17 protein-coding genes are annotated in these 14,713 nt (G+C 44.9%); all 17 read left to right on the plus strand.

Translation table 11 applies throughout. The features are described from left to right. Positions 1-164 precede the first annotated feature (164 nt). Entirely contained in the window at positions 165-659 is a 495-nt protein-coding gene (iscR, locus tag OW491_RS01570) for a Fe-S cluster assembly transcriptional regulator IscR (RefSeq protein ID WP_075173859.1), read from the plus strand. Between the two features lie 25 nt (positions 660-684). Then, positions 685-1,899, plus strand: coding sequence for an IscS subfamily cysteine desulfurase (locus OW491_RS01575; protein WP_075173860.1), 1,215 nt, complete (start codon positions 685-687; stop codon positions 1,897-1,899). Between the two features lie 24 nt (positions 1,900-1,923). Continuing rightward, positions 1,924-2,307, plus strand: coding sequence for a Fe-S cluster assembly scaffold IscU (iscU, locus tag OW491_RS01580; protein WP_290034452.1), 384 nt, complete (start codon positions 1,924-1,926; stop codon positions 2,305-2,307). 53 nt (positions 2,308-2,360) lie between these two features. Next, positions 2,361-2,684, plus strand: a complete 324-nt coding sequence (gene iscA, locus OW491_RS01585; protein WP_075173862.1) for an iron-sulfur cluster assembly protein IscA — start codon at positions 2,361-2,363, stop codon at positions 2,682-2,684. 19 nt (positions 2,685-2,703) lie between these two features. Further along, positions 2,704-3,240 carry a Fe-S protein assembly co-chaperone HscB gene (hscB, locus tag OW491_RS01590; RefSeq protein ID WP_290034453.1) on the plus strand — a complete coding sequence of 179 codons (537 nt, stop codon included), beginning with the start codon at positions 2,704-2,706 and terminating at the stop codon, positions 3,238-3,240. Positions 3,241-3,253: 13 nt separating this feature from the next. Next, the gene (hscA, locus tag OW491_RS01595) at positions 3,254-5,134 is read left to right on the plus strand and encodes a Fe-S protein assembly chaperone HscA (protein ID WP_178969236.1); all 1,881 of its coding nucleotides are present in this window, start codon (positions 3,254-3,256) and stop codon (positions 5,132-5,134) included. Then, the gene (fdx, locus tag OW491_RS01600) at positions 5,135-5,473 is read left to right on the plus strand and encodes an ISC system 2Fe-2S type ferredoxin (RefSeq protein WP_075173865.1); all 339 of its coding nucleotides are present in this window, start codon (positions 5,135-5,137) and stop codon (positions 5,471-5,473) included. Between the two features lie 34 nt (positions 5,474-5,507). After that, positions 5,508-5,705, plus strand: a complete 198-nt coding sequence (gene iscX / locus OW491_RS01605) for a Fe-S cluster assembly protein IscX (protein ID WP_075173866.1) — start codon at positions 5,508-5,510, stop codon at positions 5,703-5,705. Positions 5,706-5,814: 109 nt separating this feature from the next. Continuing rightward, positions 5,815-6,222, plus strand: coding sequence for a nucleoside-diphosphate kinase (ndk, locus tag OW491_RS01610; protein WP_075173867.1), 408 nt, complete (start codon positions 5,815-5,817; stop codon positions 6,220-6,222). A gap of 60 nt (positions 6,223-6,282) precedes the next feature. Then, the gene (rlmN, locus tag OW491_RS01615) at positions 6,283-7,416 is read left to right on the plus strand and encodes a 23S rRNA (adenine(2503)-C(2))-methyltransferase RlmN (RefSeq protein ID WP_075173868.1); all 1,134 of its coding nucleotides are present in this window, start codon (positions 6,283-6,285) and stop codon (positions 7,414-7,416) included. A 16-nt stretch (positions 7,417-7,432) separates the two neighbouring features. Beyond that, on the plus strand, positions 7,433-8,221 hold the full coding sequence (gene pilW / locus OW491_RS01620) for a type IV pilus biogenesis/stability protein PilW (protein WP_178969234.1): 789 nt from the start codon (positions 7,433-7,435) through the stop codon (positions 8,219-8,221). Positions 8,222-8,226: 5 nt separating this feature from the next. Further along, complete coding sequence (locus OW491_RS01625; protein WP_290034460.1) at positions 8,227-9,186, plus strand: RodZ family helix-turn-helix domain-containing protein; 960 nt, start codon at positions 8,227-8,229, stop codon at positions 9,184-9,186. Between the two features lie 42 nt (positions 9,187-9,228). Further along, positions 9,229-10,467 carry a histidine--tRNA ligase gene (hisS, locus tag OW491_RS01630; RefSeq protein WP_217693889.1) on the plus strand — a complete coding sequence of 413 codons (1,239 nt, stop codon included), beginning with the start codon at positions 9,229-9,231 and terminating at the stop codon, positions 10,465-10,467. Positions 10,468-10,523: 56 nt separating this feature from the next. Beyond that, positions 10,524-11,174, plus strand: coding sequence for a tetratricopeptide repeat protein (locus OW491_RS01635; RefSeq protein ID WP_290034461.1), 651 nt, complete (start codon positions 10,524-10,526; stop codon positions 11,172-11,174). Between the two features lie 4 nt (positions 11,175-11,178). Next, positions 11,179-12,318: an outer membrane protein assembly factor BamB gene (bamB, locus tag OW491_RS01640; RefSeq protein ID WP_290034454.1), complete on the plus strand. Its 1,140-nt coding sequence runs from the start codon at positions 11,179-11,181 to the stop codon at positions 12,316-12,318. Positions 12,319-12,386: 68 nt separating this feature from the next. Then, entirely contained in the window at positions 12,387-13,802 is a 1,416-nt protein-coding gene (gene der, locus OW491_RS01645) for a ribosome biogenesis GTPase Der (RefSeq protein WP_075179882.1), read from the plus strand. Continuing rightward, positions 13,803-14,660, plus strand: a complete 858-nt coding sequence (murI, locus tag OW491_RS01650; protein ID WP_290034455.1) for a glutamate racemase — start codon at positions 13,803-13,805, stop codon at positions 14,658-14,660. Positions 14,661-14,713: the final 53 nt, after the last annotated feature.

Genomic DNA, 14,713 nt, shown 5'->3' on the forward strand with positions numbered 1-14,713 from the left:
ATAAACAGCGCTTCTTCGTGGGGTGGCAAGATATTTTGCCAAGACAATGTTAAGATTGCGCCAGCACGTCTTTAAACCTGACTAAATTAGTAGGATAAATACTTGACTGTTTTTGTCGGTTTAAGGATAATATCGTCATTGAATAAACAAATGGCGGAAGTGTTATGAGACTGACGACAAAAGGGCGATATGCAGTAACGGCCATGCTTGACTTGGCTCTGCATGAAGGAAAAGGGCCTATTAGTCTGGCGGATATCTCTGAAAGGCAAGGCATTTCTTTATCGTATCTTGAACAGCTGTTTGCCAAGCTTCGTAGAAGCAACTTGGTAAAAAGTGTACGTGGTCCAGGCGGTGGTTATCAGCTAAACCACGGTCAAGATGTTATTAGCGTTGCCCAAGTAATTGATGCGGTTAATGAATCGGTTGATGCTACTGGCTGCAGTCGTCAAAGTGATTGTCAGGGTGGCGAAACGTGCCTAACGCATAATTTATGGTGTGATCTTAGTGAACAGATCCACTCTTTTTTGAATAATATATCGCTGGCTGATCTGGTTGCTCGTAAAGATGTGCGCCAAGTCGCGGATCGTCAAGATCGCCGCCAAGATAGCCAAATATTTTTATCATCAAACGACCTCCTGCTTGATAAAGCAGCCGTGTAGTTAGTGACGAACCGGAGTTTTTACAATGAAATTACCCATCTATTTTGATTATTCTGCTACAACGCCTGTTGATCCGCGCGTAGCGGAAAAGATGGTGGCTTGTCTAACATTGGATGGCAACTTTGGTAACCCTGCTTCACGTTCTCACTTATTTGGATGGAAAGCAGAAGAAGCGGTAGAAACGGCGCGTCGCCAAGTTGCTGATTTGATTAACGCAGATCCTCGTGAAATTGTTTGGACTTCTGGTGCTACAGAATCAGATAACCTTGCAATCAAAGGGGCAGCTCATTTTTACCAAAAGAAAGGTAAGCATATCGTCACTTCTAAAATCGAGCATAAAGCGGTTTTAGATACTTGTCGTCAGCTGGAGCGTGAAGGCTTCGAAGTGACATATCTTGACCCAGGTTCTGATGGTTTAATCACACCTGAAATGGTCGAAAATGCGGTTCGTGAAGACACAACTGTTGTTTCATTGATGCATGTGAATAACGAAATTGGCACGATTACAGATATCGCTGCTATTGGTGAAATCACGCGTAGTAAAGGAATTGTTTTCCATGTAGATGCTGCCCAGAGTGCGGGTAAAGTAGTTATCGATATGGAAAAAATGAAAGTAGACCTAATGTCTTTCAGCGCACATAAAGCATATGGCCCTAAAGGTATTGGTGCCTTGTACGTGCGCCGTAAGCCGCGTATTCGCCTAGAAGCGCAAATGCACGGCGGTGGTCATGAGCGCGGTATGCGTTCGGGTACTTTGCCAACACATCAGATAGTTGGGATGGGAGAGGCCTTCCGCTTAGCTAAAGAAGAGCTAGAAGCAGATACCGCTCACGTTTTAGCCTTGCGCGAACGTATGTTGGACGGCTTGAAAGATGTTGAAGAGGTGCACATTAATGGTTCTTTAGAACAGCGTGTACCAGCTAACCTGAATGTTAGCTTTGCCTTTGTAGAAGGTGAGTCTTTGCTAATGTCTCTTAAGGACTTGGCGGTTTCTTCAGGCTCTGCATGTACATCGGCTAGTCTAGAGCCCTCTTATGTTTTACGGGCACTGGGCTTGAGTGATGAGTTGGCGCACAGTTCTATCCGCTTCTCATTTGGCCGTTTTACTACAAACGAAGATATTGACTATGCAGTCAATCAAATTAAAGGTGCAGTGGAAAAATTGCGTGAGCTTTCACCACTGTGGGATATGTTTAAAGACGGTGTGGATCTGAGCAAGGTTGAGTGGGTTCATCACTAAACCAGCACTGATTGGAGAGAGACAATGGCTTACAGTAATCAAGTTATAGATCATTACGAAAATCCGCGTAACGTCGGTAAAATGAGCGATGAAGATGCCAGTGTTGGTACTGGTATGGTGGGCGCTCCTGCGTGTGGCGATGTCATGCGTTTGCAAATTAAAGTGAGTGATCAAGGTGTTATAGAAGACGCTAAATTTAAAACCTATGGATGCGGTTCTGCAATTGCGTCCAGCTCACTAATAACAGAGTGGGTTAAGGGGATGACTCTAGATCAAGCGGCTGAGCTTAAGAATACTCAGATTGCTGAAGAGTTGGCGCTACCACCTGTGAAAATTCACTGCTCTGTTCTTGCTGAAGATGCAATCAAAGCAGCAATTGACGATTATAAGAACAAGCAGGCTAAATAAGCCTGCTTTAGTTTCTGACTAAACAGCTTCGTGAAGAGGCATAGGAAGTAACTATGGCAATATCAATGACCCCCGCTGCGGCTCAGCATATCTCTCGCTTTATTGAAAAAAGAGGTTCTGGGTTTGGTATTCGTGTGGGTGTGCGAACTTCAGGCTGCTCCGGTATGGCGTATGTGTTGGAGTTTGTGGATCAGCAAGAATCCGATGATGAAGTATTTGAAATGGGTGGCGTAAACGTAGTGGTCGACCCTAAAAGCTTGGCGTACCTTGACGGCACTGAGCTCGACTTTGTCAAAGAAGGATTGAACGAAGGGTTTAAGTTTAATAACCCAAATGTTCGCAGCGAATGCGGTTGCGGCGAAAGTTTTAACGTCTAAGTGTTGGCAACCAGGTAGCATGGATATACAACAAGATTATTTTGCTTTCTTAGGGTTGCCTGCCGCATACGATCTAGATGTGCGAGAGTTGACGAGTCGTTTTAGGGAGCTGCAAAAGCAGCTTCACCCTGACCGGCATGCTCATCTATCCGAGAAAGAACAGCGTATGTCTGTTCAATATACAGCATATCTAAACGAAGCCTATTCAACTTTAAAATCCCCACTGTTGCGTGCGCAATACCTGCTGAAGAAACGAGGTGTTGATACTACTAATGAATCATCAGTAAAACTCGATCCTATGTTCTTGTTTGAGCAAATGGAGTTGCGTGAATCATTAGAGCAAGCAAAAGTGGCAGCTGATGCAGAAGATCAACTTGAAACAATGGCTGACTCGGTAGAGTCACAATTGGCTCTATTGGAGAAGCAATTTTCTGCATGCATAGTTAGCGAGTCTGACTCTGCATTGGCCGAGGCTGAAGTGGTCATTCGTAAGATGCAATTTGCGGTAAAGTTACAAAAAGAAATAGAGCAGGCAGAAAACGAACTCGATTTATAGGTGTTTTAGGTTTATGGCATTACTGCAGATAGCAGAACCCGGTCAAAGCTCAGTACCACATCAGCATCGCTTAGCGGTAGGTATTGATTTAGGTACAACAAACTCTCTAGTAGCGACTGTTCGCAGTGGTGAGGCTGTGACATTGCCTGATCTTGAAGGGCGTCATTTATTGCCTTCCGTTGTTCGTTACGAAAAAGACGCTGTGGTCGTTGGTTTTGATGCTCGGGAACAAGCCAGTAAAGATCCTTATAATACAGTTGTCTCCGTTAAGCGTTTAATGGGTCGCGGTATCGACGATGTCGCTTCATTAGGTAATGTGCTTCCGTACGAGTTTGAAGCTGATAACGGTGGAATGCCCTTCATTAAAACTGTAGCTGGAGCGAAAAGCCCAGTAGAAGTCTCCGCTGATATTTTGTCTGAGTTAGTGCAGCGTGCTCAAGATTCATTGCAAGGCGAGTTGGTAGGGGCGGTTATTACCGTACCAGCTTACTTTGATGACGCGCAGCGTCAAGCAACGAAAGATGCCGCTACGCTGGCGAATATTAAAGTGCTGCGGCTTTTGAGTGAGCCTACAGCGGCAGCGGTAGCGTATGGTCTAGATCAAAAAGATGAAGCCACCATATTAGTATATGACTTGGGTGGTGGGACTTTTGATGTGTCCGTATTGCACCTGAATAAAGGTGTTTTTGAAGTGTTGGCAACTGGGGGAGATAGCGCCCTAGGTGGTGATGATTTTGATAGAGCCGTTGCTGAGTGGTTGATGGTGGAGGCTGGAATTACAGGAACTATCTCTGCAGAGCTTTCTAGGCAGTTAATGGACCAGTCGCGAGCTGTAAAAGAAGCGTTGTCTGAGTCTGATGTGGCGACAGCTAGCATACAACTGGGTTCGGATGTGATGAGCATCTCTATCACCAAAAATCAGTTCAATGAGCTCGTCAATCCTTTAGTGAAACGGACTATCCGTTCATGTAAACGTGTCGTCAAAGATGCCGGTTTAGGTCTTAGTGAGATACAAGATGTTGTTATGGTTGGCGGTTCTACACGCGTGCCAATTGTAAGAGAGGAAGTAGAAGCACTGTTTGGTCGAGCCCCTCATGTAGATATTGATCCTGACCGTGTGGTTGCTATTGGTGCGGCACTTCAAGCTGATGTATTGGCAGGCAATAAGCCGGAATCAGATATGTTGCTACTGGATGTGATTCCACTGTCTCTTGGGTTGGAGACGATGGGTGGCTTGGTTGAAAAGGTAATCCACCGTAACACTGCTATTCCAGTTGCTATGGCGCAAGAATTTACCACTTATCAAGATGGTCAAACAGCGATGGCCATTCATATACTGCAAGGCGAGCGTGAGTTGGTTGAGGATTGTCGTTCGCTGGCTAGATTTGTATTGCAGGGTATTCCTCCTATGGCAGCTGGGGCGGCTAAGATCCGTGTTACCTTCCAGGTAGATGCAGATGGCTTGCTAAATGTCTCCGCCAAGGAGTTATCCACAGGTACGCAAAGCAGTATTCAGGTGAAGCCGTCATATGGCCTTGATGATGAGCAAATTACATCTATGTTGAAGGCTTCATATACTGAAGCTGATAGTGATAAAGACCGACGTGCTTTGCGTGAGCAGCAGGTGGATGCAGACAGGCTTCTATTATCGCTTCGTCAAGCTATGATTGATGATGGTGAGCGTCTTTTATCTGCAGATGAAGTAAGCGCTTTGATTGCAGGTATTGAACAGTTACAACTAATCCGCGATCAATCGCAAGATGCGCGGACGCTTGAGTTGGCTGTAGAGCAGTTAGCAAAGGCAAGTGATGAATTTGCTTCGCGTCGTATGGACGCAAGTATACAGCGTGCTCTTCAAGGGCATACTATCGAAGAGATCGAGGAGGGTTCTTAAGTGCCGCAAATTATTTTTCTGCCTCATGAAGACCTTTGTCCAGAAGGGCAGGTAATTGAAGCAGAGTCAGGTGTGACAGTGTGTGACGCGGCGTTGGCGAATGGTATTGATATAGAGCATGCCTGTGAAAAGTCGTGCGCCTGTACAACGTGTCATGTCATCGTTCGCGAAGGGTTTGAGTCGTTAGAAGAGTCTGACGAATTAGAAGATGACATGCTTGATAAAGCATGGGGTCTTGAACCTGAATCTCGTTTGAGTTGTCAAGCAGTAGTGGCTGACAAGGATCTTGTTGTAGAGATACCTCGTTACACTATAAACCAAGTATCTGAGCGCCATTAAAGACACTTTGCGCCATGTGGCGATAGGGGGATTTATGCTTAAGTGGGTAGATGTGAATGAATTGGCTATAGAATTGTCAGAAACTTATCCACAAGTAGACCCGTTAACATTGAGCTTTCCGGATCTTTTTCAAAAAGTAATGGATCTCTCGGAGTTTGATGATGACCCCGATCGATGTGGTGAAAAAGTGCTCGAAGCGATTCAGATGGCATGGATCGATGAAATAGATTAAATAATAGCCCGGTTCGCCGGGCTGTTTCATTCATGCGTGTTGTGACCTGTCACTGCCTTCGCGTATAATTGCGCGTTTTTCGAAATTGCCCTTTAGAGGATATAATCACATGGCTATCGAACGTACACTGTCTATTATCAAGCCGGACGCTGTTGCAAAAAATGTTATCGGTGAAATCGTTACTCGTTTTGAAAAAGCGGGTCTTAAAGTTGTTGAGATGCAAATGAAGCAACTTAGCAAAGCCGATGCAGAAGGTTTTTACGCTGAGCATAGCGAGCGTCCTTTCTTTGCGGATCTTGTTGCTTTCATGACGTCTGGCCCTGTTGTGGTTCAAGCGTTAGAAGGTGAAAATGCTATAGCAACCAACCGTGATTTAATGGGTGCTACTAACCCTAAAGAAGCAGCTGAAGGCACTATTCGCCGTGACTTTGCTGAATCAATCGATGCGAATGCGGTACACGGCTCAGACTCTGCTGAATCGGCTGCACGTGAGATCGCTTACTTCTTCGGTAAGTAATCTTTTGGTTGTGCAGGGAGTCTAGGCTCTCTGCACACCGTAATTAATTTGGATATGACCATGACTGATAACACCACAAAAACCAATCTTTTAGGGATGTCTCCTGAGCAGCTGGATGCTTTTTTTGCTGAACAGGGTGAGAAGCGTTTCCGCGCCACTCAGGTTTTAAAGTGGATGCATCAACATGGAGCGGATAGCTTTGATGAGATGACTAACATCAGCAAAGTTCTGCGCGATAAGTTGAGTAAAGTCGCTGAGGTGCGAGAGCCCGAGGTGGTAACTCAAGATATATCTAAAGACGGCACGCGTAAATGGGTTATCCGTATCGATGGTGGCTCTTGTGTTGAAACTGTTTTGATTCCTGAAGGGGATCGAGCAACGCTGTGTATTTCATCTCAAGCGGGTTGCTCGTTAGACTGTAGCTTTTGCTCTACGGGTAAACAGGGTTTTAATCGCAATTTATCAGCGGCTGAGATTATCGGTCAATTACGTATCGCCATTAAATCATTTGGTCCAATGGACCCTGCTGGGCCTCGCCGTGTGACCAATGTTGTTTTGATGGGGATGGGCGAGCCGTTAATGAATTTTGATAACGTCGTCAAAGCTATTATTTTGATGATGGAAGATAATGCGTATGGCTTATCGAAACGTCGAGTAACGTTAAGTACTGCTGGTGTTGTTCCTGCTATTGATAAGCTGCGTGAGGTCACAGATGTCTCCTTAGCGATTTCATTGCATGCACCTAATGACGAGCTGCGTGATGTATTAGTACCAATTAACAAGCGTTACCCAATTAAAGAATTGTTCGCAGCTTGTCACCGTTATCTTGAAGATTTAAATGATCGTCGTGTGATTACCATTGAGTATACCTTGATGTCGGGTATCAACGATCAAGTTGTGCATGCTAAAGAGCTAGGCAAGCTACTCAAAACACTGCCGTGTAAGTTGAATTTGATCCCGTTTAATCCATTTCCTAATTCTGGGTATGAGCGACCATCCGAGGCTGCCATTAAGGCATTTAAAGATATTATGCTAAAGGCTGGTGTTTTGACGACCGTTCGAAGAACTCGTGGGGATGAGATTGATGCAGCTTGTGGCCAGCTAGTAGGTCAGGTAGAAGACAAAACACGTCGTAGTCAAAAATATATACCTGTGGTACAAGAGAGTACGGCTGAAGTTGTTAAGTCCTTGTAACAAAAGGAAGTGTACAATGAATGGATTTCGGGTAGTTGTTCTTTCTGTTTTGGTGCTCAATCTTTATGCATGTACCAATTTACAAACAGATGATCAGAAGTACGTTAATAAAAATACGGTGTCATCAGAAGCAGCGCTAGAAGCTTATACTCGATTGGGTCTGCAGTATTTGCGAGGTGGAGATACGTCTAGTGCTAAGTCATCGGTTCAGAGAGCGCTCGAAATTCGTGATGACTACGCGCCAGCTTACAACGCGTTGGGTTTGATCTTTCAAGTGGAAGATGAAAAAGGATTGGCTGAGCAGTATTATCGCAAAGCAATCAGCTTAGATGAAAAGTCGGCCATGTTTCACAATAACTATGGCGCTTTCTTATTCTCTCAGCAGCGTTACGAAGAGGCTTGTAAGCAGTTAGCAATAGCAACAGAAGACCCGTTTTATAATAGTCGTGGTCAGGCCTTTGAAAACTTAGGCCGGTGCTTAAATCGAATAGGCAAAACAGCTGAGGCTATCTCGGCTTTTGAGCGCTCACTTAAAACAGGTGGTCGCCGGCCCCAAGCATTAGTTGAATTAGCTCAGTTGTATTTAGATGCTAATCAAATAGCGAATGCGGAAGGCTATTACAAAGAATTTTCAGGTTTGGTTGATGATAAGCGAGTAAGTCACTCAGCAAAAAGCTTGTGGGTTGGTATCTTGATCGCACGGATGAATAATGATGTTTCTACCGCTGCGACTTACGCGCTTCTTTTGAAAAACCTATATCCTGCCTCTGAAGAATATAAATCCTATAAGGAATCGGCTCAGTGAGTAGTATGCCAGATGATAGTGTAATCCAAGAGGCTAACCGCTTCCCCGGTGAGCGCCTGATTATTGCGCGTGAGTCTAAAAACATGACTCAGCAATCGGCAGCAGATGAGTTGCATCTGCCGCTTCGTTACATTCAATGGATTGAGGAAGGCGCTTTTGAGAAGCTTCCAAGTCTTGTTTTTGCGCGAGGCTATATCCGTTCGTATGCGAAGGTTCTTGATCTCGACGGCGTTTCTTTAATTGAGTCTTTTGATAGACAATACGGTAAATCTAACAGCACCACACCCATACGCTCTGTTTCTAAAGTACAAGAGCAAGTTAAATTGGGCGATCCGATGATTAAATACTCGGTATGGCTGTTTATTTTAGCAATTATCGCTGTAACGGTTTGGTGGTGGAAAACACAATATGGTTTGTCTCCAGAAACCATGCCTAGTGCTGCGGAGCAGACGCTGTCTGTAGAAACGGCAGATGGCAATACACTTGTTTTACCTAAGTTTAATGACTCTGAGGTAACAGAAGAAGCGGTTTCTTCAGATGAGCCGCTAACCACAGAGGCAGAGCCAGAGCCAGAATATATGTCTGATGACCAGGTCGCCAGCTTGCAAGCCGAGTTAGATGCTCAGCCGGCAGCAGTATCTGCGTCTGATACTTCAGAACCATCAGCAACTGACGCCACGACTACCGATGAACCAGCTTCTTCTGAACCGGTATCGGCTTCTGGAGTATACATAGCGTTTAATGATGATTGTTGGGTAACGATAAAAGACGCCAATGGGCGCACACTATTTAATAATATACGTAAAGCGGGTGAGTCATTGAATGTTGATGGACCAACGCCGATCAGGCTCACATTAGGGCGGCAGTCGGCTGTTTCTCAAATTACCTTCAATGGTGATGTGATAGATTTGGCTCCGTTAAGTAATAATAATATTTCAAAATTCTCATTACCACTGAATCGATAGTAAGCGAGTAACCTGTTGGCTAAAGTTAAAGCAATTCGGGGGATGAATGATATTCTCCCGAGCAGTACCCCTATCTGGCAATATTTAGAAAGACAAGTTTCCACTGTGCTGTCTTCGTACGGGTACAACGAAATCCGTATGCCAATCGTTGAGCAGACTGAGCTTTTTAAGCGTTCTATTGGTGAAGTTACCGATATCGTTGAAAAAGAAATGTATACCTTTAATGACCGTAACGACGAGAGCTTAACGTTAAGGCCTGAAGGTACGGCTGGGTGCGTTCGTGCCGGTGAAGAGCATGGTTTGTTATTTAATCAGACACAGCGCTTTTGGTATCAAGGTCCCATGTTTCGCTATGAGAAGCCTCAGAAGGGGCGTTATCGTCAATTTCATCAGATAGGTGTTGAGACCTTCGGAATGGCATCCGCTGAGATTGATGCCGAGTTAATTGTCTTAAGTGCGCGTTTATGGAAAAAATTGGGTATATTGGACGCTGTTACTTTACAGTTGAACTCACTGGGTAGTACTGAAAGCCGTCAAGTCTATAAAGCTGACTTAACCGCCTTTTTAGAAGCTCGTTTCGATCAGCTTGATGAGGATAGTCAGCGTCGTCTCGCGACTAATCCGTTGCGAATTTTAGATAGTAAAGATACCAATACTCAGAATTTACTAGCTGATGCGCCCGTGTTGTCTGATTATTTAGATGAAGATTCAAAGTCTCATTTTGCACACTTAACAGAGTTGCTAGATGCATCCGGGATCCGCTACGAGGTTAATCCTCGTCTTGTCCGAGGATTAGATTATTATTGTAAAACAGTTTTTGAATGGGTTACTGACAAATTAGGTGCTCAGGGAACTGTTTGTGCAGGTGGTCGCTATGATGGGCTTGTTAAGCAATTAGGGGGCAAGCCAACCCCAGCTGTAGGCTTTGCGATGGGTGTTGAGCGTTTGATTTTGTTATTAGAAACGCTTAATGCAATCCCTGAAGAAGAGCGCAGCAGCTTTGACTTGTATCTAGCCGCCGATGATAAAGCGGCTCAACAAGCGGTTTTTGCTCTAGCAGAAACGCTTAGAGATGAATTGCCGTCGCTACGAATTCGTTGTCATTTCGCAGGATTGAAAAATATTAACAATAAAGCGCGCCAGTCAGGAGCCGCATTAATTGTGTTAATAAAACAAACAGAGCAAGGGCCAGTGGCAAGTTTATGGAATGAAGACGCGCTTGTGCAGTCAGATATTGCACTATCAGCGCTTCCTGAAATGATTAACAGTGCTTGGCAGTAATCATCAATCTGTAAAATGCTTAATTGTAAATTTTTGGAGTGTTACCCGTGGCAGAGATGCGAACAGAAGAAGAGCAAGTAGCAGCGATTAAAAGTTGGTGGAAAGAGAATGGCAAATCGCTTGTTTTAACCGTTGCCGTTGTGCTGGCGGGGGTTTTTGGCTGGAAAGCTTGGCAGCAGAAGCAAGCTAATGATGCAGAAGCCGCTTCTATTATTTACCAAAATTTAGTCCAAGCAGTGGCTATTAGTGTTCAGCAAGGTGCTGCTGATGACGTGACCACAGCTAACCATCTGGGGCAGCAACTTAAAAATGATTACGATGGTAGTGAATATGCCAAGTTAGGTAGCATGTTGTTAGCTCGTATTGCTGTGGATCAAAAGAATTACGATGCAGCGATGAAAGAATTAAATTGGGTTTTGGAAAATGAGCCAAGCCAAGAAATGACGTCAGTTATTCTCATGCGTAAAGCGCAGGTATATCTGGCTCAAGGTAAGCCAGAGGAAGGATTAGCGGAACTTAACAAGGTGTCTGATGAGGCCTTCAAAGCCGCGGCGCTGGAGTTGTCAGGTGATCTGCAATTAGCTAAAGGCGATAAGTCCGCAGCTCGAAAGGCTTATGAGCAAGCGTTGCTAGCGAATAGCGATTCTGGAAGTAGGCAGTTGCTGACTATCAAACTGGATGATCTCGCTGTTGAGCAAGAGGGTTAACATTATGTTGCGCCGTTTGTTAGCTGCATCAATTCTTAGTATTTCCCTTACTGGCTGCAGCATGTGGGGGGGCTCTGATGAAGTAGAGCCTAACCCGTTAGTGGACTTTAGTGCTGAGCGTCAGGTAGTGGTTAAGTGGTCTAGTCAGGTCGGTGACGGTCCGGGCGAAGTTTTTAACCAAATGACACCAGCGTTACTGGATAACTCTGTATTTGCTGTGTCTGGTGATGGCGTAGTCGCGGCATTTGACCAAAACACAGGCAACCGCTTATGGCGTGTAGAGCTTGATCAGGAGTTAATCGGCGGCGTTGGTGCAGGTAGTGGTAAGGTAGTTGTTTCTACCATGGCGGGTGAGCTGATATGTTTAGATGCTGGCACAGGAGCTAAATTGTGGGTGGCTCAATTGTCATCAGAAGTAGTTTCTGATGCACAATTTAATAGTCAGTTAGTTGTTGCGCAGCAGGTAAATGGCAGAATCGTAGCGCTTAATGCTGATACGGGAGAGCAGGTTTGGAGCTATGAAAGCTCTATGCCTCGTTTGACATTGCGTGGGACAAGTTCTCCTTTAGTAGCTTTGGATGTAACGTTAGCGGGCCTGGACAACGGCAAGTTTGTAGCTCTGGATAATCAATCAGGTGGTGTGCTTTGGGAGCAAAGTATTTCTCTGGCTGAGGGGCGTTCTGAGCTTGAACGCATGACTGATGTTGATGGTCGTCCATTGTTATTTGAAAACGTGATTTATATTCCTTCTTATCAAGGTAAGGTGGTTGCTATCAATCCGTTTAATGCGCAAACACTCTGGAGTAAAGACATCTCTAGCTACCACAGTTTAGCGGCGGGCTTTGGCAACATCTATATCAGTGAGGCCAATGATCATATACAGGCTTTAGATACACGCACAGCTGCGAGTGTATGGAGCCAGTCGCAATTAGAAAATCGTCAAATTACGTCTCCGGTTGTTGCTGGGAACGCGTTGGCGGTTGCAGACAAACAAGGTTATTTACACTTTATGTCTCAGATTGACGGGCACTTTATTGCTCGCTTTAAATTAGGCTCCGGTGTTACCGGTGATATGAAAGTAAAAGATAATACAATTTATGCGTTGACGGATTCAGGCCGTCTGTATGCGCTGACTCTTAACTGATTCAGCTTTCGTAATTCAGGCGGCTATCTGCGTAATGTAGATGGCCGCTATTTTTTTGGTGTACAAACATGTTACCGGTAATAGCGCTTGTAGGGCGTCCGAATGTAGGCAAATCAACCCTTTTTAATCGTCTGACTAAAACTCGTGACGCATTGGTGGCTGATATGCCAGGCGTAACTCGTGATCGTAAATATGGCGAAGGAAAGGCCGGAGACAAAGCTTACATAGTCGTTGATACAGGAGGTATTACAGGAGACGAACATGGTCTTGATTACGAGATGGCTCGTCAATCGTTGCAAGCTATTGAAGAAGCCGATGCTGTTTTCTTCATCGTAGACGGTAGGGCGGGTATTCATCCGGCTGATGAGCTTATCGCTAACTATCTTCGCAAAGCGGAGAAAAAAGTATTTCTAGTCGTTAATAAAACAGACGGCTTAGATCCTGATGTTGCTATTTCCGATTTCTTTGCCATCGGCTTTGGGCACCCCCTAGCGATAGCGGCCGCGCATAACCGTGGCGTGACGTCCCTTGTTGAACACACTCTTGCAGACTGCGATGATCTGGATGAAGAGGCACGCCATAAAGACAGTGGTGTTCGTATTGCGATTGTAGGACGCCCTAATGTGGGTAAATCCACATTGGTGAATAGGCTATTAGGGGAAGACCGGGTCGTCGTTTTTGATGAAAGCGGGACAACGAGAGATAGTGTTTATATCCCTTATGAGCGCGATGGTCAAAAGTATACCTTGATAGATACGGCTGGAGTAAGGCGTCGTAAAAATGTGACGCAAGCGGTAGAAAAGTTTTCTATTATCAAGACTCTTCAAGCGATCAAAGATGCGAATGTGGTTGTGGTTGTGGTTGATGCTCGACAAGGTATCACGGACCAAGATCTTCATATGATGACATTTGTACTTGATACAGGGCGTGCCGTCGTCATCGCGCTTAACAAATGGGACGGCATGAGTGAAGATCAAAAGAAAGAAGTGAAAGAACAGATTCAGCGTCGTTTAGAGTTTTTGGATTTTGCGCGTTTTCATTTTATTTCAGCTTTGCATGGTAGCGGTGTCGGTGAGATGTATGCTTCAGTTGATGAGGCTTATGAATGTGCTATGGCTAAGTGGCCAACCCCGCGCTTGACTCGTTTGCTTGAGGATATCACGGCAGATCATCAACCACCTTTAGTCGCTGGTCGTCGTATAAAATTACGTTATGCTCACCAGGGTGGATCCAACCCGCCAATCATCGTAATCCATGGTAATCAAACCAATCAATTACCAATATCCTATAAGCGCTATTTGCAAAATAAGTTTATCAAAGTGCTTAAAATACGTGGTACACCGATGCGTTTTGAATTCAAGACAAGCGATAACCCGTTTGCGAATAAGCGTAATATTTTAACACCGCGTCAAATTGCTAAGAAAGAACGCCAGCAAAAGCACAACCGTGTGATGAAAAAGTCTAAAAAGGCACGTGGTAAATAAATGAGTGCTGCATCTATTGATGAGTCAAAGAAGCCTATAGGAGTATTCGACTCAGGCGTTGGTGGTTTGACTGTCTTGAATGAGCTGAAAAAGCAGTTGCCCGGTGAGGACTTAATTTATCTGGGTGATACAGCGCGTGTTCCTTATGGTACTAAAAGTGCTTTGTCTGTTACGCGTTATGCACGTCAGGCAGCTCAAGCGTTAGTTGATCGTGATATTAAATTGCTGGTCCTAGCATGCAATACTGTTTCTGCTGTAGCTGTTGAGCCTCTTCAAGTTGCTTTGCCTAATTTATTGGTTGTTGGTGTTGTGGAGCCGGGAGCTGAAGCAAGCTGCAAAGCAACGCGTAATGGACATATTGGTGTTATTGCTACTGAAAGCACGGTAAGTAACCAAGCTTATCAGCGTGCTATTCTCACTCGTAGACCTGATGCAACTATTCAAGCACAAGCTTGTTCGTTGTTTGTTGCCCTAGCAGAAGAGGGATGGCACGACGGGGATTTAGTAGAGCAAATTGTTGCGAAGTGTTTGTCACCTATTATTAAGGCCTCATCTAATAGTTTAACTGGTATGGATACACTCGTATTGGGTTGTACCCATTTTCCAGCACTTAAAGCGAGCATTAGCCGAGTGTTAGGCGGTGATGTCGCTTTGGTTGACTCAGCTGAAACCACAGCAAGATATGTTGCAGGTCTGTTGAGTGATAGAGCATTGCTGAATGAGCAAAGTGAAGGGCAAGTCCAGTTTATGGTTACGGATGGTCCAGAGCGCTTTGCTCGTGTTGCGCCTTGCTTCTTTTCAGGGAGTGTTGAGCCTTCAGCTATTGAGTTGGTTGATATTCAGCACTTTGGAGGCTGAGGAAAACCTACTAATAAAGGCGCCTTTTATGGCCGCCTTTATTTTTTGGCCTT

It is taken from the genome of Neptunomonas sp. CHC150 (genome assembly GCF_030397555.1).
Lineage (GTDB): Bacteria > Pseudomonadota > Gammaproteobacteria > Pseudomonadales > Balneatricaceae > Neptunomonas > Neptunomonas phycophila.

Excerpts from the sequence above, each read along its gene's own strand:
- iscR (WP_075173859.1), top strand. The coding sequence starts at position 165 with ATGAGACTGACGACAAAAGGGCGATATGCAGTAACGGCCATGCTTGAC.
- OW491_RS01575 (WP_075173860.1), top strand. The coding sequence starts at position 685 with ATGAAATTACCCATCTATTTTGATTATTCTGCTACAACGCCTGTTGAT.
- iscU (WP_290034452.1), top strand. The coding sequence starts at position 1,924 with ATGGCTTACAGTAATCAAGTTATAGATCATTACGAAAATCCGCGTAAC.
- iscA (WP_075173862.1), top strand. The coding sequence starts at position 2,361 with ATGGCAATATCAATGACCCCCGCTGCGGCTCAGCATATCTCTCGCTTT.
- hscB (WP_290034453.1), top strand. The coding sequence starts at position 2,704 with ATGGATATACAACAAGATTATTTTGCTTTCTTAGGGTTGCCTGCCGCA.
- hscA (WP_178969236.1), top strand. The coding sequence starts at position 3,254 with ATGGCATTACTGCAGATAGCAGAACCCGGTCAAAGCTCAGTACCACAT.
- iscX (WP_075173866.1), top strand. The coding sequence starts at position 5,508 with ATGCTTAAGTGGGTAGATGTGAATGAATTGGCTATAGAATTGTCAGAA.
- ndk (WP_075173867.1), top strand. The coding sequence starts at position 5,815 with ATGGCTATCGAACGTACACTGTCTATTATCAAGCCGGACGCTGTTGCA.
- rlmN (WP_075173868.1), top strand. The coding sequence starts at position 6,283 with ATGACTGATAACACCACAAAAACCAATCTTTTAGGGATGTCTCCTGAG.
- pilW (WP_178969234.1), top strand. The coding sequence starts at position 7,433 with ATGAATGGATTTCGGGTAGTTGTTCTTTCTGTTTTGGTGCTCAATCTT.
- OW491_RS01625 (WP_290034460.1), top strand. The coding sequence starts at position 8,227 with ATGCCAGATGATAGTGTAATCCAAGAGGCTAACCGCTTCCCCGGTGAG.
- hisS (WP_217693889.1), top strand. The coding sequence starts at position 9,229 with ATGAATGATATTCTCCCGAGCAGTACCCCTATCTGGCAATATTTAGAA.
- OW491_RS01635 (WP_290034461.1), top strand. The coding sequence starts at position 10,524 with ATGCGAACAGAAGAAGAGCAAGTAGCAGCGATTAAAAGTTGGTGGAAA.
- bamB (WP_290034454.1), top strand. The coding sequence starts at position 11,179 with ATGTTGCGCCGTTTGTTAGCTGCATCAATTCTTAGTATTTCCCTTACT.
- der (WP_075179882.1), top strand. The coding sequence starts at position 12,387 with ATGTTACCGGTAATAGCGCTTGTAGGGCGTCCGAATGTAGGCAAATCA.
- murI (WP_290034455.1), top strand. The coding sequence starts at position 13,803 with ATGAGTGCTGCATCTATTGATGAGTCAAAGAAGCCTATAGGAGTATTC.